General features: G+C 66.5%; 14 protein-coding genes and 1 tRNA gene. 11 read left to right on the forward strand and 4 right to left on the reverse strand.

All coding sequences use genetic code 11. The features are described 5' to 3' along the window. Nucleotides 1-560 precede the first annotated feature (560 nt). Nucleotides 561-1,766: a diaminopropionate ammonia-lyase gene (locus G539_RS0104260; RefSeq protein WP_029074101.1), complete on the forward strand. Its 1,206-nt coding sequence runs from the start codon at nt 561-563 to the stop codon at nt 1,764-1,766. 70 nt (nt 1,767-1,836) lie between these two features. On the opposite strand, the gene G539_RS0104265 is transcribed toward G539_RS0104260, so the two are convergent. Continuing rightward, nucleotides 1,837-2,028, reverse strand: a complete 192-nt coding sequence (locus G539_RS0104265; protein WP_029074102.1) for a CsbD family protein — start codon at nt 2,026-2,028, stop codon at nt 1,837-1,839. 195 nt (nt 2,029-2,223) lie between these two features. On the opposite strand from G539_RS0104265, the gene hdhA reads away from it, so the two are divergent. The 3 genes from hdhA to G539_RS26535 all read left to right on the forward strand — a co-directional run bounded on the left by hdhA (nt 2,224) and on the right by G539_RS26535 (nt 3,863). Further along, nucleotides 2,224-2,991 carry a 7-alpha-hydroxysteroid dehydrogenase gene (hdhA, locus tag G539_RS0104270; protein ID WP_029074103.1) on the forward strand — a complete coding sequence of 256 codons (768 nt, stop codon included), beginning with the start codon at nt 2,224-2,226 and terminating at the stop codon, nt 2,989-2,991. A 228-nt stretch (nt 2,992-3,219) separates the two neighbouring features. Then, nucleotides 3,220-3,756, forward strand: a complete 537-nt coding sequence (locus G539_RS0104275; RefSeq protein ID WP_029074104.1) for a hypothetical protein — start codon at nt 3,220-3,222, stop codon at nt 3,754-3,756. Continuing rightward, nucleotides 3,726-3,863, forward strand: a complete 138-nt coding sequence (locus G539_RS26535; RefSeq protein ID WP_245576801.1) for a helix-turn-helix transcriptional regulator — start codon at nt 3,726-3,728, stop codon at nt 3,861-3,863. Before G539_RS0104275 ends, G539_RS26535 begins: the two co-directional genes overlap by 31 nt. A 33-nt stretch (nt 3,864-3,896) precedes the next feature. Here G539_RS26535 and G539_RS0104280 read toward each other — a convergent pair whose 3' ends face one another. Both G539_RS0104280 and G539_RS0104285 read right to left on the reverse strand, forming a co-directional pair. Further along, nucleotides 3,897-5,234, reverse strand: coding sequence for an aminotransferase class I/II-fold pyridoxal phosphate-dependent enzyme (locus tag G539_RS0104280; RefSeq protein WP_051231068.1), 1,338 nt, complete (start codon nt 5,232-5,234; stop codon nt 3,897-3,899). A gap of 291 nt (nt 5,235-5,525) precedes the next feature. Next, a tRNA-Met gene (locus G539_RS0104285) sits at nt 5,526-5,602 on the reverse strand. A 205-nt stretch (nt 5,603-5,807) separates the two neighbouring features. Here G539_RS0104285 and G539_RS0104290 point away from each other — a divergent pair. From G539_RS0104290 to G539_RS23635, 7 genes are all read left to right on the forward strand, one after another. Further along, nucleotides 5,808-6,482: an ankyrin repeat domain-containing protein gene (locus tag G539_RS0104290; RefSeq protein ID WP_029074106.1), complete on the forward strand. Its 675-nt coding sequence runs from the start codon at nt 5,808-5,810 to the stop codon at nt 6,480-6,482. Nucleotides 6,483-6,492: 10 nt separating this feature from the next. Next, nucleotides 6,493-6,966 carry a nucleoside deaminase gene (locus G539_RS0104295; RefSeq protein ID WP_029074107.1) on the forward strand — a complete coding sequence of 158 codons (474 nt, stop codon included), beginning with the start codon at nt 6,493-6,495 and terminating at the stop codon, nt 6,964-6,966. A 457-nt stretch (nt 6,967-7,423) separates the two neighbouring features. Next, complete coding sequence (locus tag G539_RS0104300; RefSeq protein ID WP_029074108.1) at nt 7,424-8,623, forward strand: substrate-binding protein; 1,200 nt, start codon at nt 7,424-7,426, stop codon at nt 8,621-8,623. An 11-nt stretch (nt 8,624-8,634) separates the two neighbouring features. After that, nucleotides 8,635-9,387 (forward strand): ABC transporter ATP-binding protein, encoded by a 753-nt coding sequence (locus tag G539_RS0104305; RefSeq protein ID WP_029074109.1) that lies wholly within the window; start codon nt 8,635-8,637, stop codon nt 9,385-9,387. Then, complete coding sequence (locus G539_RS0104310) at nt 9,380-10,084, forward strand: ABC transporter ATP-binding protein (protein ID WP_029074110.1); 705 nt, start codon at nt 9,380-9,382, stop codon at nt 10,082-10,084. Before G539_RS0104305 ends, G539_RS0104310 begins: the two co-directional genes overlap by 8 nt. Before the next feature lie 4 nt (nt 10,085-10,088). After that, the gene (locus tag G539_RS0104315; protein ID WP_029074111.1) at nt 10,089-10,946 is read left to right on the forward strand and encodes a branched-chain amino acid ABC transporter permease; all 858 of its coding nucleotides are present in this window, start codon (nt 10,089-10,091) and stop codon (nt 10,944-10,946) included. Next, nucleotides 10,943-11,908, forward strand: a complete 966-nt coding sequence (locus G539_RS23635) for a branched-chain amino acid ABC transporter permease (protein ID WP_035830313.1) — start codon at nt 10,943-10,945, stop codon at nt 11,906-11,908. The genes G539_RS0104315 and G539_RS23635 overlap by 4 nt, the downstream gene beginning before the upstream one ends. Nucleotides 11,909-11,938: 30 nt before the next feature. Here the strand turns inward: G539_RS23635 and G539_RS23640 are convergent, their stop codons facing one another. Beyond that, the gene (locus tag G539_RS23640; protein ID WP_084639805.1) at nt 11,939-12,919 is read right to left on the reverse strand and encodes an inositol monophosphatase family protein; all 981 of its coding nucleotides are present in this window, start codon (nt 12,917-12,919) and stop codon (nt 11,939-11,941) included. Nucleotide 12,920: the final 1 nt, after the last annotated feature.

Below are 12,920 nucleotides of genomic sequence, written 5' to 3' on the forward strand. Positions count from 1 at the left end.
ACACCTGGACGACGCCCTGAAGCCGTTCCCCAACGCTTCCCGGCGACATCTTGAGATTGGAAGGAAGCCCCACGCTCTCCCTGCGATCGGCAACTCTTCCTATCATCTCATTATTAGTATGACATTGAGGCTGGCCTCAGTCTAGCGGCCGTTTCGACAGCGGATGCTGCGCCGCCACGCTCGCCCATCGCCGCAATCAGGCAACGAATAGGCCCGACGAAGGCTTGCCCCCGCCCCGCTCGCCTGCCAGCTCGACCACAACGGCCTCGATGACGCCCGGCCCCGAAACGCCGAGCTTTTTCAAGCCGAAAGCGCTCGTCCGCCTTTCCGAGGGAGCAGGCCCGACCGGCATGGAGAGCGCCCGCCGAAACAGATCTTCAGCACCGATGCCACCCCGCGCCCCGACTGGGTCGCAACAAGGAATCGTTGCATCCACACCTGACCAGATGAAACAAAATTGCATCGACAGGCGCAAGATCGCGGAATTAACTCGGCCCCAATAAGATATTCTCAATCTCGAGCTTGAGATTTCATCATGCCTTCAGCTTCGGGAGTAACCCTTGCTCATTCTGAACGCGCATCCCGACTACAAGAAGCCGCTCGATCCCGTCGACGCGGAGACGCTGGGCGTCCCCGCAGCCCGGGAAGTCGAGCGCTACCTCTCCTTCCGCGATGGCCATCGGCCGACGCCGCTGGTGGGCCTGCCGGCCCTGGCGCGCGAACTCGGGGTCGGCGCCATCCACATCAAGGATGAGGGGCACCGGCTCGGCCTCGGCAGCTTCAAGGCCCTCGGCGGCTCCTATGCCGTGATCCGGCTCGTGCTGGAGGAAGCGTCGCGCCGCCTGGGCCGGACCGTCGATGTCGCCGAACTGCAGAGCCCCGAGGTTCGCGCGGTTACCGCGACCATGACGGTCGCCTGCGCCACGGATGGCAATCACGGCCGCTCCGTTGCCCAGGGCGCGCAGCTGGTCGGCGCCAAGGCGGCGATCTTCGTGCATGCCGGGGTGAGCGACGAGCGCATCGCGGCCATCGCGCGTTTCGGCGCCGAGATGATCCGGGTCGACGGCAATTACGACGACTCGGTCGCCGAGGCGACCCGCACGGCGGAGCGGAACGGCTGGACCGTCGTCTCCGACACGTCGTGGCCAGGCTACGAGCGCATCCCCGGCCTCGTCATGCAGGGCTATACCGCGCTGTTCCGCGAGGCGCTGCGGGAACTGCCGGAGCCGCCAACCCACGTCTTCATCCAGGCCGGAGTCGGCGGCATCGCGGCTGCGATCGCCGGCTATTTCGCGGCGGAGCTCGGCGCGGAACGCCCGTTCATCACGGTAGTTGACCCTGCCCGCGCCGCCTGCCTGTTCGAAAGCGCGCGCGCCGGCCACATCGTCAAGGTCGCGCATGATGAGCCGACCGTGATGGCGATGCTGGAGTGCTACGAGCCGTCCATGGTCGCCTGGCGCATCCTGTCGCGCCTCGGCGATGCCTTCATGACCGTTTCGGAAGACGAAGCCATATCCGTCATGAACCGCCTCGCGAGACCGGCCGGCGACGATCCCGCCATCGTCGCGGGCGAGAGCGGCGGCGCCGGCCTCGCGGGCCTGATCAGCGCTGCGTCCGACCCGGATGTCCGCGCCAAGATCGCTCTCGGGCCCGACGCGCGCGTGTTCCTCATCAACACCGAGGGTGCGACCGATCCGGCGCTTTACGAGAAACTCGTCGGCCTTGCGCCGCGGCAGGTGGCCGAGCGCAACGCCGTTCCGGCTTGAACCCCATCTCCGTGCAAACAGAAACAGCCCCGGCATTGCCGGGGCTGTTTTGCATCAGGGCCAGATGAAGCTAGGCCTTGTCGACGATATTCTTCACGGCATCCTTGGCCTTGCCGACCGCCTGCTGCGCTTCGCCCTTGATTTCCTGGGCCTTTCCTTCGGCACGAAGGCGATCATTGTCCGTCGCCTTGCCGATGCCCTGCTTGACGTTGCCGATGGCCTCGTTGGCGACACCCTTGATCTTGTCGGTCGTGCTGCTCATCGTATTTTCCTTCCTGTTGAACTCGCACGGATCAACTGGCGAACCCGCTGATGGTTCCGATCCAGCGCCATGAAACGCAGCCACCCAATCATCCTGCGTCCGAACGTCAAAGTTGACAGCAAGGGGCCGCCCACTACCTAGTGGGGATCACGACTTGCCTTTTCGCATCGCCAGCCCGATCGTCAGAGAGGCTCCATGCCGACAGCGAACCCCTTCCGCCTCGATGGCGATGTCGCCATCGTGACAGGCGCCGCCGCCGGCATCGGCCGCGGCATCGCCGAGACTTTCGCCAAAGCGGGCGCCTCGGTCGTCGTCACCGATCTGAAGCAGGCCGGCGCCGACGAAGTCGCGCGTGGCATCGCGGCCTCCGGCGGCAAGGCGATCGGGCTCGAGTGCAATGTCACGGATGAGAAGCACCGCGAGGCGGTGATCGACGCGGCGCTCAAGTCGTTCGGCAGGATCACCATCCTGGTCAACAATGCCGGCGGCGGCGGACCCAAGCCCTTCGACATGCCGATGCGCGACTTCGAATGGGCCTTCGACCTCAACGTTTTCGCCCTGTTCCGCCTGACGCAGCTCGCCGCGCCGCACATGCGGGACGCCGGCGGCGGCGCCGTTCTGAACATCTCGTCGATGGCCGGCGAGAACAAGAATGTCCGCATGGCGTCCTATGGCTCGTCGAAGGCGGCGGTCAATCACCTCACCCGCAACATCGCCTTCGACCTCGGTCCGATGGGCATTCGCGTCAATGCCATCGCGCCGGGAGCCACCAAGACCGACGCCCTGATGAAGGTCCTGACGCCCGATATCGAGAAGACCATGCTGAAGCACACCCCGCTCGGCCGTCTGGGCGAAGTCCAGGACATTGCCAACGCCGCGCTGTTTCTCTGCTCGCCGGCAGCCGCCTGGGTCAGCGGCCAGATCCTGACCGTGTCCGGCGGCGGCGTTCAGGAACTCGACTAGCGGCAGGACCCGGCCCACGGCGCGAGAGGCCCCCAACGCGCCGACGATCGCCCGCTCGAAGACGGGAAACCGCTTTCGCCCCAGAGTTGCCACTCCGGCATGGACAACCGAACGAGCCTGCCCCTAGGATTGTCGCGGCAGACGCAGATCGTGAATTGGACGCGCCGGAGCTCCCACTCCGCCCCTGCCCGTTTCGGTCGACATCCAGCCGCGTGGCTGGGGGCTCGGGTGGTGCAAGATCATTCTGGCAGCATCGATCTGATCTATGAGGCGGCGTTCGTTCCGGAGAACTGGAGCAAGGTCCTCGACCCGATGGCCCGGGACATCGGCGCCGAAGGCACCGTGCTCTTCAATTCGAGGGCCGCCTCCACGCGCTGGCTGGCATCGGACGGTATCATGGATCTGATCGACCGCATCGTCGCGGAAGACTGGACCAGTCGCAATCCACGGGCTGCGCGCCTGCTGGCTACGCAGCACCATGGCTTCCAGGACGAGGCCGAGGAGTTCAGCGACGAGGAATACAACAGCCTCCCGATCTATACGGAGCTGATGCAGCCCTGCGGCTATGGATTTGGCGCGGCGACCGCGATCCTGGCGCCAAGCGGCGACAATCTCGTTTTCTCGGTCGAGAAGAAGCGAGCGAGGGGGCCCGTCGGCCGGGCTGATCGCCGGACTGTTTCGACCTGTCTCCCGCCGAAGCGCGGATTGCCCGCGCCCTCGCCGCCGGCGCGACCATCGCGGGAGTCGCCACGCGGCTGGGACTGAGCCCGGAGACGGTGCGCGCCCAGATCAAGGCGGTCTTCGCCAAGACGGGCCTGTCACGACAGGCCGATCTGCTCGCCCTGTTCGCCCGCGCCCCCTCGCTCCCCTAGCACAGACGGAGTGGCGTGCCGTCGGCCTTGGCCTCAGAGCGCCACGAGCGCCTCTGCCACCTCCGAATCGCTCTCATATCGACGAGCCGCCACCTGCGCCGCCATGGCGATTTCGACGAGTGTGTCGATGTGGCTCGCCGTGTGCTGAGCCATCACCTGCAGCCGCCAGCGGCAGCTGTTCCGCGAGACGGCGGGATACTCGACCAGGTTCACGATGGCGCCGTTTTCGAGTGCGTAGCGGGTGGCGAGGCGGGAGACGGGGCTGCCGCCGAGCACCACCGGCACGATCGCGCTCGGCTGCCCGAGCACCTGGAAGCCATTCGCATCGAGCCCGGCCCGCAGCCGCAGAACGTTGTTCATCAATCGGGCTCGGAGCGCGGCCCCTTCCTCGCCATCCACGATGTCCAGCGCCGCCAGCACGATCGCCGCCTGTACGGGCGAAAGGGCATTGGTGAAGGTCAACGGCCCGCAATTGTAACGCAATGCCGGCTTGAGAGCGGGCTCGTTGGTCGCCACGAATCCCCCATTCGACGCGAAGGCCTTGGAGAAGCTCCCCATGACGAGGTCGACCTTGCCGGCCATGTCCTGCAACTCGAGCACGCCCCGCCCCGTCGCCCCCAGCGCGCCGAGATCATGCGCAACATCGACCATCAGCGTCGCATCGTGACGCCGGCAGATCGCCTGCAGCTCGGCGAGATCGGGCACGTCGCTATCCATCGAGAAGACGCCCTCGGTGACGACGAGGATGCCGCAGCGGGCGTCGCCGGCGCGAATGCGCTCCAACCGACGCTCCACCGCGATGTTGGAACAGTGCGGGACACTGTGCACGTTGAGCGTCGCATTGCGCGCCCCTTCCTGCAGGCAGGCATGGGCCAGCACGTCGATCACGACATGATCGCCGCGACGCACCAGCGTCTTGACCACGCCGTAGCCGGCGCCCCAGCCAGTCGGGAAAACCGTGCAGTCGCGATAGCCCAGAAATGTCGCGAGGCGGCCTTCGAGCGCAATCGAAAGCTCCGTGCTGCCCATCAGCGCCACTGAGCCGGCGCTATGCACCCCATAGGCGTCGATCGCCTCCTTGGCGGCGGCATGCACCGAGGGATGCGCCGACAGATTGAGGTAGTCCTGTGAGGCGAAGTTGACGCCGGAGTAGCTAGCTCCGTTGCGAAGAAGCGTTCTGGCATCCGGACTGATCCGTCCGACGGTCGCTCGCCCATAGGATTCGACATTGTTCGCGAGGCGACGCTCAGTCCAGCCGTAGTGTTGCCCCCACCGCGCGAGAAGGTCCGGACCACCTTCGACGAAATCGGCCGTGATGCCGTCGAGGCTGCTTCTGTCTATGGAATCCGCTGCGAAATAGCTGGCTTTCATGGGCTCGTTCCGGATTGGCGGGCCGATGGAACAGACGTGGCAGCACAGGCGCGGCTACACGTCCACACCTAGGCTCGCCCAAACCTGGAGCCAGAACTTACCCATGCAGCGACACGCCACATCACCCGAACGGGTGATGCGCGCCGCGGCTCGACGCGCCGCGCGGACGGATCAACGGGCCAGCACATCCTCCAAACCGGCAGGCGGCGCTTGACCTCGATCGCGTTCTCACTGTCGGGATCGGAAGACCCAAACGAAAAGAGCCCGCTCGAAAGCGGGCTCTTCGTCGATTGGTTGCGGGGACCAGATTTGAACTGATGACCTTCAGGTTATGAGCCTGACGAGCTACCGGGCTGCTCCACCCCGCGTCAAGCGCGATGGCCATCGCCGTCGCGCAGTGGTCATATAGGAGGTCTCTCCGCCGTTTGGAACCCCACCCGGCGAATTAAATGCGGGTTATGCACCGCCCTCGCCGAAGACTCCGCGGCCGCATCCCACCACGCGCAGCGCGCAGCCCCCTCCCGCCACCCCCGTGCTAGGATCGACGAGAACGCCATTGCATCAGGGAGCCTCATGACCAGACCTTTCACCCTGCTCGCCCTGCTTATGCTGGCGACGACGCTGCTATTCCCGCCGACCGCATTCGGACAGACCATGACCGACACTCCCCTGCATCAGGCAGCCGCCAAGGGCGACGCCGCCGCCATCAAGGCTCTCCTCGCCGAGGGCGCCCCGATCGACGCCCGTGACGCGAAGGGGCAAACGGCGCTGCTGGTCGCGACCCATGCCGACCATGTCGCGGCCGCGCGCGCCCTGATCGAGGCTGGCGCGGATGTCAACGCCAAGGACCGGATCAACGACAGCCCCTATCTCTATGCCGGCGCGCGCGGCCATCTCGAGATCCTGAAGATGACGCTGGCGCATGGCGCCGATCTGAAGAGCACCAACCGCTTCGGCGGCACGGCGCTCATTCCGGCCGCCGAGCGGGGCCATGTCGAGACGGTCAAGACGCTGATCGCGGCCGGCGTCGACGTCGACCATGTCAATGATCTCGGCTGGACCGCGCTGATCGAGGCCGTCATCCTCGGTGACGGTGGCGAGCGGCACCAGCGCATTGTCCAGATCCTCGTCGACGCCGGGGCGGACACAGACCTGGCCGATCGCGACGGCGTCACGCCGCTCCAGCATGCACGCAAGCGCGGCTACACGGAGATCGAGACGATCCTGACGCGAGCCGGCGCGAAGTAGGAGGCAGACCATGGACGATACCGAGCGCTACCTCGGCGAGGCCGTTGCCCTCGCCCGCGCCAATATGGAACAGGGCGGCCGCCCCTTCGGCGCCGTCGTCGTCAAGGACGGCACCGTGATCGCCACGGGCGTCAACGAGATCCTCGCCAGCAACGACCCGACGGCCCATGCCGAGCTCACGGCGCTTCGTGTCGCGAGCCAGAAGCTCGCCTCTCCCAATCTCGCCGGCTGCGTCGTCTATGCGAGCGGCCACCCCTGCCCCATGTGCCTGGCCGCGATGCGGCTCGCCGGCGTCAGCCAGGTGTTCTACGCCCAGTCCAACGAGGATGGGGAACCCTACGGCCTCTCCACGGCCGCACTCTATGCGGAGCTGGCAAAGCCGCTGGCGGAACAGTCGATGCCGATCCGGCACGTCCGGCTCGCCACGACCGGACCGGGCCTCTATTCCGAATGGAAGCAACGGCAGTCGCGATCCGGCGCCTGAACCGCGCACACGGCGAGACCTGTAGCGGCTTGGCGCAGAACCCTTGGCCGCCGCTCGCGCCCCGCCCCCCTCTAAGCCCCTGCGGGAGGCAAATCCGAGGCGCCGCCCGTCCAGCGCCGGACGAATCACGCCCACCCAATGCAGCCTCTTTTAACAGCAGCCGGATTGACCGCAGACCGACCTCCCGATGCGGACTGGGCCGACCCAGTACGTCAAGCGGAGCGGAAAAGTCATATGATGAGCAACGATATTTCGGCGCCACCTGACGACACTCCGCTTGTGTCATCCGGCTGATTTTTCCCTTCGGACTCCTAATTTTAGTCAGCCTGACTGTTGGTTAGGCACAATCCACGGCACACTGTTCTCAAAATGTATTGACTGTTTGTAGACATATGAAATTATCCGCTCAGCTTTGCCGGGTCCAAATTGGCCAAGGCGTATAAAAAGTGAGGGGAACATGACGAAACGCGACAACAACAAAATCCTCGGCGGCCGCCTGAGCCGTCGTAGCTTCCTGGCTGGCTCCGCGGCGCTGACGCTGCCGCTGGGAATGCCGAGCCTGGCGCGTGCCCAGGCCGAGCCGTTCAAGCTTGGCGTGCTGCTGCCCTTCTCGGGCGGCCTCGAGCTCTTCGCCCAGCAGGGCATCCAGGGCGTGAAGATGGCCGTCGACGAGGCCAATGCCGCCGGCGGCGTGCTCGGTCGCCAGATCGAGATCGTCCAGGCCGACGACAAGACCGATCCGCGCACCGCCGTGGAACGCGCGACCCAGCTGATCCGCCGCGATGCCGTCAACGCGATCGTCGGTCCCGTCACCAGCGCCAACCGCGATGCGATCAAGTCGACTATCGAGCGCGGCAAGACCCCGCTGCTCTACGCCACCGACTATGAAGGCGGCGTCTGCAGCCCGTGGATGGCCTGCTACAGCCCGGTTCCGGCGCATTTCGTCGAGCCGCTGATCCCGTTCCTCGCAGGCCGCGGCGCCAAGAGCTTCTACCTGTTCGGCGCCGACTACACCTGGCCGCAGAAGATGAATGCCGCCATCCGCGCCAAGGCCGAGGCTAGCGGCGCCAAGATCGCCGGCGAGGAATACACGCCGTTCGGCATGAAGGACTTCGCGCCGACGCTGCGCAAGATCGAGGAATCCGGCGCCGACTTCGTCATCCTGACGCTGCCGGGCGCCGACGGTGTCACCTTCGTCAAGCAGTTCGCCGCCTCCGGCCTCAAGGGCAAGGTCGGCATCTCGTTCCTCGGCTTCAACGAGAACTACCTGCCGGGCTTCAGCGGCGAAGAGGCCGAAGGCATCATCGCCCCCCTGCCGTTCATGCAGTCGCTCGACCGGCCCGAGGCCAAGGACTTCGTCGCGCGCCAGCGCAAGATGTTCGGCGACGACGCCGTCGTGACCTACTACGCCGACTCCCACTACGGGCTGACTAAGTTCTATATCAACGCGGTCCGCAAGGCCGACACGGACGACAAGGCCGCCATCATGGCCGCCCTGCCCAACCAGTCGATCCTGTCCGGAAACGGAGAAGTCACGCTCCGCCCGTCCGATCGTCACGTCGACCTGAACATCCTGATCGCTTCGGTCAAGGGTGGCCAGCTCGCCATGGAAGAGTACATCGGCAAGGTCAACGCACCGGATCAGTGCAGCCTCTGATGGTTTCGTCCGTGACCGCCGACTTCCTGAAAATTGACGATATACGCAAGAGCTTTGGCGGCATCCATGCCCTGCGAGGGGTGAGCTTTTCGCTCGATGCCGCCGGGATCAAGTGCATCGTCGGGCCGAACGGTTGCGGAAAGAGCACCCTGTTCAACATCCTCACGGGCGTCCTGCCCCCGAGCGCCGGCACGGCGACTCTGGCAGGACGCCGGATCTCCGGGCTCGCCGCCCACAAGGTCAGCCGCATGGGCGTCGGGCGCAAGTTCCAGGTGCCCGGCGTGCTCTCGGACCTCACGGTCATGGAGCACATGGAGATCGCCCTTGCCGCCCGCGCCACGGGCGGCAAGGTCCTGAAGACGTTGCTCTGGCGCGGCAATCGCGCCGAAGCGATCCGCATGCTTGAGGAGGCCGGTCTCGCCGAATATGGCGACAAGGTCGCCTCGCAGCTGCCACACGGCATCAAGCAGCGCCTCGAGATCCTGATGCTGGTCGCGCGCGGCATGAAGCTGCTGCTGCTCGACGAGCCGACGGCCGGCATGACCGCGACCGAGACGCAGGCCACCATCGAGCTGATCCGCCGGATCAACGAGACGACCGACACGGCCATCCTCGTGATCGAACACGACATGACCTTCGTCCGCGACCTCGCCTGCCCGCTGATCGTGATGATGCGCGGCGAAGTGCTGCGCGAGGGAAGCTACGACGAAGTGCGCGCCGACCCGCAGGTCCGGGCCGCCTATCTCGGAGACCGCCATGCTTGAGATCAAAGCGCTCCGGTCCGGCTATGCCCGCGGCGCCGACGTGCTCAAAGGCATCGACCTCAAGGTTTCGGCCGGCGAACGCCTCGCGATCATGGGCCGCAACGGCATGGGCAAGACCCTGCTGGCGAAGACCCTGATCGGCCTTATCAAGCCCTCCGCCGGCGAGATCCGGCTGGAAGGCAAGCCGATCGGCGGCCTGCCCGCGCACCGGATCAGCAATCTGGGCGTCGCCTATGTCCCGCAGGGACGCGAGATCTTCGGTGATTTCACCATCCTCGAGAACCTGCGCATGGGCGTGATCGGCAAGCCGGGGCTCGGGATGGAGCGTCTCGACCAGATCTACGACTGGTTCCCGATCCTGCGCGAACGCCACGCCCAACGCGCCGGCACACTGTCGGGCGGCCAGATGCAGCAGCTCGCCATCGCGCGCGCCCTGATCGGCCGGCCGAAGCTCTTGCTGCTCGACGAGCCGTCCGAGGGCATCCAGCCCAACATCGTGCACGAGATCGCCGAGAAACTCGCCGCGATCAGCGCCACCGAGGGGCTGACCGTGATCGTCATCGAGCAGAACTTCGAAATGGTCGAGATCCTCGCCGAGCGCGTGGCCTTCCTCGAGAACGGCCTGATCACCGGCGAGAGCCCGACGGCACGGCTGATCGCCGAGCCCGAGCTCATCACGCAGAACATGGGACTTTGAGGCGATGGTGTCCTTCTTCGGACTGGCCCTGGATGCCCTGAACTACACCTCCGTCCTGCTGCTGGTATGCGTGGGACTGGTCGTCATCTTCGGCCTGATGCAGGTCATCAACCTCGCCCATGGCGAGTTCTTCCTGCTCGGCGCCTATACGGTACTGGTTGCGCAGGGTGTCGGCGTGCCGTTCTGGCTCTGCGTGCCGCTCGCCTTCGTCACGGTCGGCCTGGTCGGCCTCCTCTGCGACGCGGCGATCCTGCGCTTCATCTATGACAGGCCGGTCGACACGATCCTCGCCACCTGGGGCCTGTCGCTCGCCATCCGGCAGGCGATCGTCATCGTCTTCGGCCCGCAGTCGCAGCAGGTCGCCGCGCCGTTGACGGAGCCGGTGCAGCTGTTTGGCGTCGCCTATTCGTCCTATCGCCTGGTCGTGATCCTGATCGCCATCCTGGTGGCGCTCGCGGTCTTCCTGGTGCTCTACCGCACCTCCATCGGCCTTGCGGCCCGCGCCGCGATGGCCAACCGCCAGATGGCGCAGTGCCTCGGCATCAACATGCGCCGGCTCGACCGCTCCACCTTCAGCGTCGGCGCCGGCCTCGCCGGCCTCTCCGGCGCGGTGATGGCGCCGCTGATGAGCGTCGATCCGCAGATGGGCATGGGCTTCGTCCTGCCCGCCTTCCTGTCGATCCTGGTCGGCGGCGTCGGCAGCCCGGCCGGCGCCATCTGGGGCTCCGTCGTCATCGGCAGCTCGACCACGCTGGTCTCCGCCTGGTGGACGCCCGTGATCGCGCAGATCGTCGTGTTCCTGCTAGCGATCGTGACCATCCGCTTCCTTCCTTCCGGCCTGTCGGGACTGCGCAGCAAATGACCCTTCGTCTTCTTCCGACCCTGGCGGTCTGGGCCGTTCTCGCCGTCCTGCCGATGCTGCTCGGCCCGTGGGAACTGGCCATGTTCGGCCAGCTGCTGATCTACGGCATCGCCGCGATGAGCCTGGCTTTCATCTGGGGCCAGGGCGGCCTCGTCAGCTTCGGCCAGGCGCTGTTCTTCGGTGCCGGCGCCTATGCGATGTCGCTGACCTCCAAAGGCATGCTGCCGGGCATCCCGGATTCGCCCTGGCTCGGCCTGCTGCTCGCGGTCGTCGCCGGCGCCGTGTTCGGCGGGCTCATCGGCGCGGCGCTGTTCTTCGGCAAGGGACTGCGCACCGCCTATTTCGGCATCATCACCATCGCCGCCGCCGTCATCGCCGAACGCGTGACGACCAACTGGCGCTATATCGGCGGCTTCAACGGCCTTCTCGACGTGCCGCCGCTGCCGCTGCCCGGCGGCCTCGACAGCGCCGATCCTTTCGCCGGCTACCTGCTGGTGCTCGGCTTCGCGCTCCTCGCCTTCCTGTTCCTGCTCGCCGTGGAGCGGTCGCCCTACGGCACCGTGCTGCGCGGGATCCGCTGCGACGAACGCCGCATCATGAGCCTCGGCTTCTTCGTCCCGCTCTGGAAAGTGCTGGCGCTCGCCATCTCGGGCGGCGTCGCCGGTCTCGCCGGCGGCCTGTTCGCGACCCAATTCAGCTTCGTCTCGCCGGCCGTGATCGGCCTGGCGCTCTCGACCGAGATCCTGATCTGGGCGGCGGTGGGCGGCAAGGCCGTGCTGCTGGCGGCCTTCGTCGGCGCCATCATCGTCAAGTACATGGAAAGCTACCTGTCGGAGACGATCGGCAATTACTGGCTGCTGGTGACGGGCATCGCCTTCATCGCCGTCGTCGTCCTGTTCCCGCAGGGCCTGCTCGGCCGCTTCTTCGCCCTGCCGCAGCCGCGTCGCCTGCGCCGCGACTGAAAACCACCCGATCCGGCACGCCTGCCGCGCCTAGATGGCGGTTCCAAGCGGCAGGATGCGCTCGAGCGCCGCGCGAATGGCCGGCGTGCCGGCGAGGACCGCATTGCCGCTGAGGATGCCGCCTCCGGCGGCGAAGTCGCTCACCCATCCCCCCGCCTCCTCGACCAGCAGCAGGCCGGCGAGCACATCCCAGCTGTGCAGGAAGAGCTCGCAATAGCCGTCGATCCGGCCGCAGGCGACATGGGCGAGCCCGATCGCGGCAGAGCCGTTCTGAACGAAGGCGAAATCGCTGTCGAGCAGCCGGCCGACCAATGCGACATAGTCGGCGACCGGGCGCTTCAACGAATAGCCGGCGTCGACGACCGCGTCGGTCGCGCCTCGGGTCGGCCGCACCCGGATCGGTTGCCCATTGCAGGTGGCGCCGAAACCGCGCCGGGCGGCGAACATCTCGTCGCGAACCGGATTGTAGACGACGCCGCTTTCGGTGCGCCCCTTGGCGTGGAAAGCGATCGAGATGGCGAAATGCGGGATCCGGCGCGCGAAGTTCGTCGTCCCGTCGATCGGATCGATCACCCAGAGACTGTCCGCGCCATCGCCGCCGGACTCTTCGGTCAGGATGCCGTCGTCCGGAAAGGCTTGTCGCAACCGCTCGACGAGGAAGCGGTCGATTTCGAGATCGGCCTGCGTGACCAGATCGTGCGTGCCCTTCTCCATGGCGCGGATGCTGTCGCCGGCATCGAAGTAGCGCCGCGCGATCGCGCCAGCCTCGCGGGCGCCGGCTCGATCGCCCGGCGCAGCTCGAACAGGGAGCGCGCCTCTTCGGCGGTCGTCCGCGCGCCGAAGCGCCAGAGCAGCACGTCGGGGTCGGGGAAGTTCCACTCCTTCACCGCCGCGCGCGCGTGTCGGTGCGCGGACGCCCGCCCTCCCCGCCGGCGGCCAGCCGCTGGCGGGGCCCTGCGGCGCCACGACAAAGAAAAAGCCCCGGATCTTGCGATCCGGGGCTTTTTCCATG

Source organism: Kaistia adipata DSM 17808 (assembly GCF_000423225.1).
Classification (GTDB): Bacteria; Pseudomonadota; Alphaproteobacteria; order Rhizobiales; family Kaistiaceae; genus Kaistia; species Kaistia adipata.

Excerpts from the sequence above, each read along its gene's own strand:
- G539_RS0104265 (WP_029074102.1), bottom strand. The coding sequence starts at position 2,028 with ATGAGCAGCACGACCGACAAGATCAAGGGTGTCGCCAACGAGGCCATC.
- hdhA (WP_029074103.1), top strand. The coding sequence starts at position 2,224 with ATGCCGACAGCGAACCCCTTCCGCCTCGATGGCGATGTCGCCATCGTG.
- G539_RS0104280 (WP_051231068.1), bottom strand. The coding sequence starts at position 5,234 with ATGAAAGCCAGCTATTTCGCAGCGGATTCCATAGACAGAAGCAGCCTC.
- G539_RS0104290 (WP_029074106.1), top strand. The coding sequence starts at position 5,808 with ATGACCAGACCTTTCACCCTGCTCGCCCTGCTTATGCTGGCGACGACG.
- G539_RS0104295 (WP_029074107.1), top strand. The coding sequence starts at position 6,493 with ATGGACGATACCGAGCGCTACCTCGGCGAGGCCGTTGCCCTCGCCCGC.
- G539_RS0104300 (WP_029074108.1), top strand. The coding sequence starts at position 7,424 with ATGACGAAACGCGACAACAACAAAATCCTCGGCGGCCGCCTGAGCCGT.
- G539_RS0104310 (WP_029074110.1), top strand. The coding sequence starts at position 9,380 with ATGCTTGAGATCAAAGCGCTCCGGTCCGGCTATGCCCGCGGCGCCGAC.
- G539_RS0104315 (WP_029074111.1), top strand. The coding sequence starts at position 10,089 with ATGGTGTCCTTCTTCGGACTGGCCCTGGATGCCCTGAACTACACCTCC.
- G539_RS23635 (WP_035830313.1), top strand. The coding sequence starts at position 10,943 with ATGACCCTTCGTCTTCTTCCGACCCTGGCGGTCTGGGCCGTTCTCGCC.
- G539_RS23640 (WP_084639805.1), bottom strand. The coding sequence starts at position 12,919 with ATGGAAAAAGCCCCGGATCGCAAGATCCGGGGCTTTTTCTTTGTCGTG.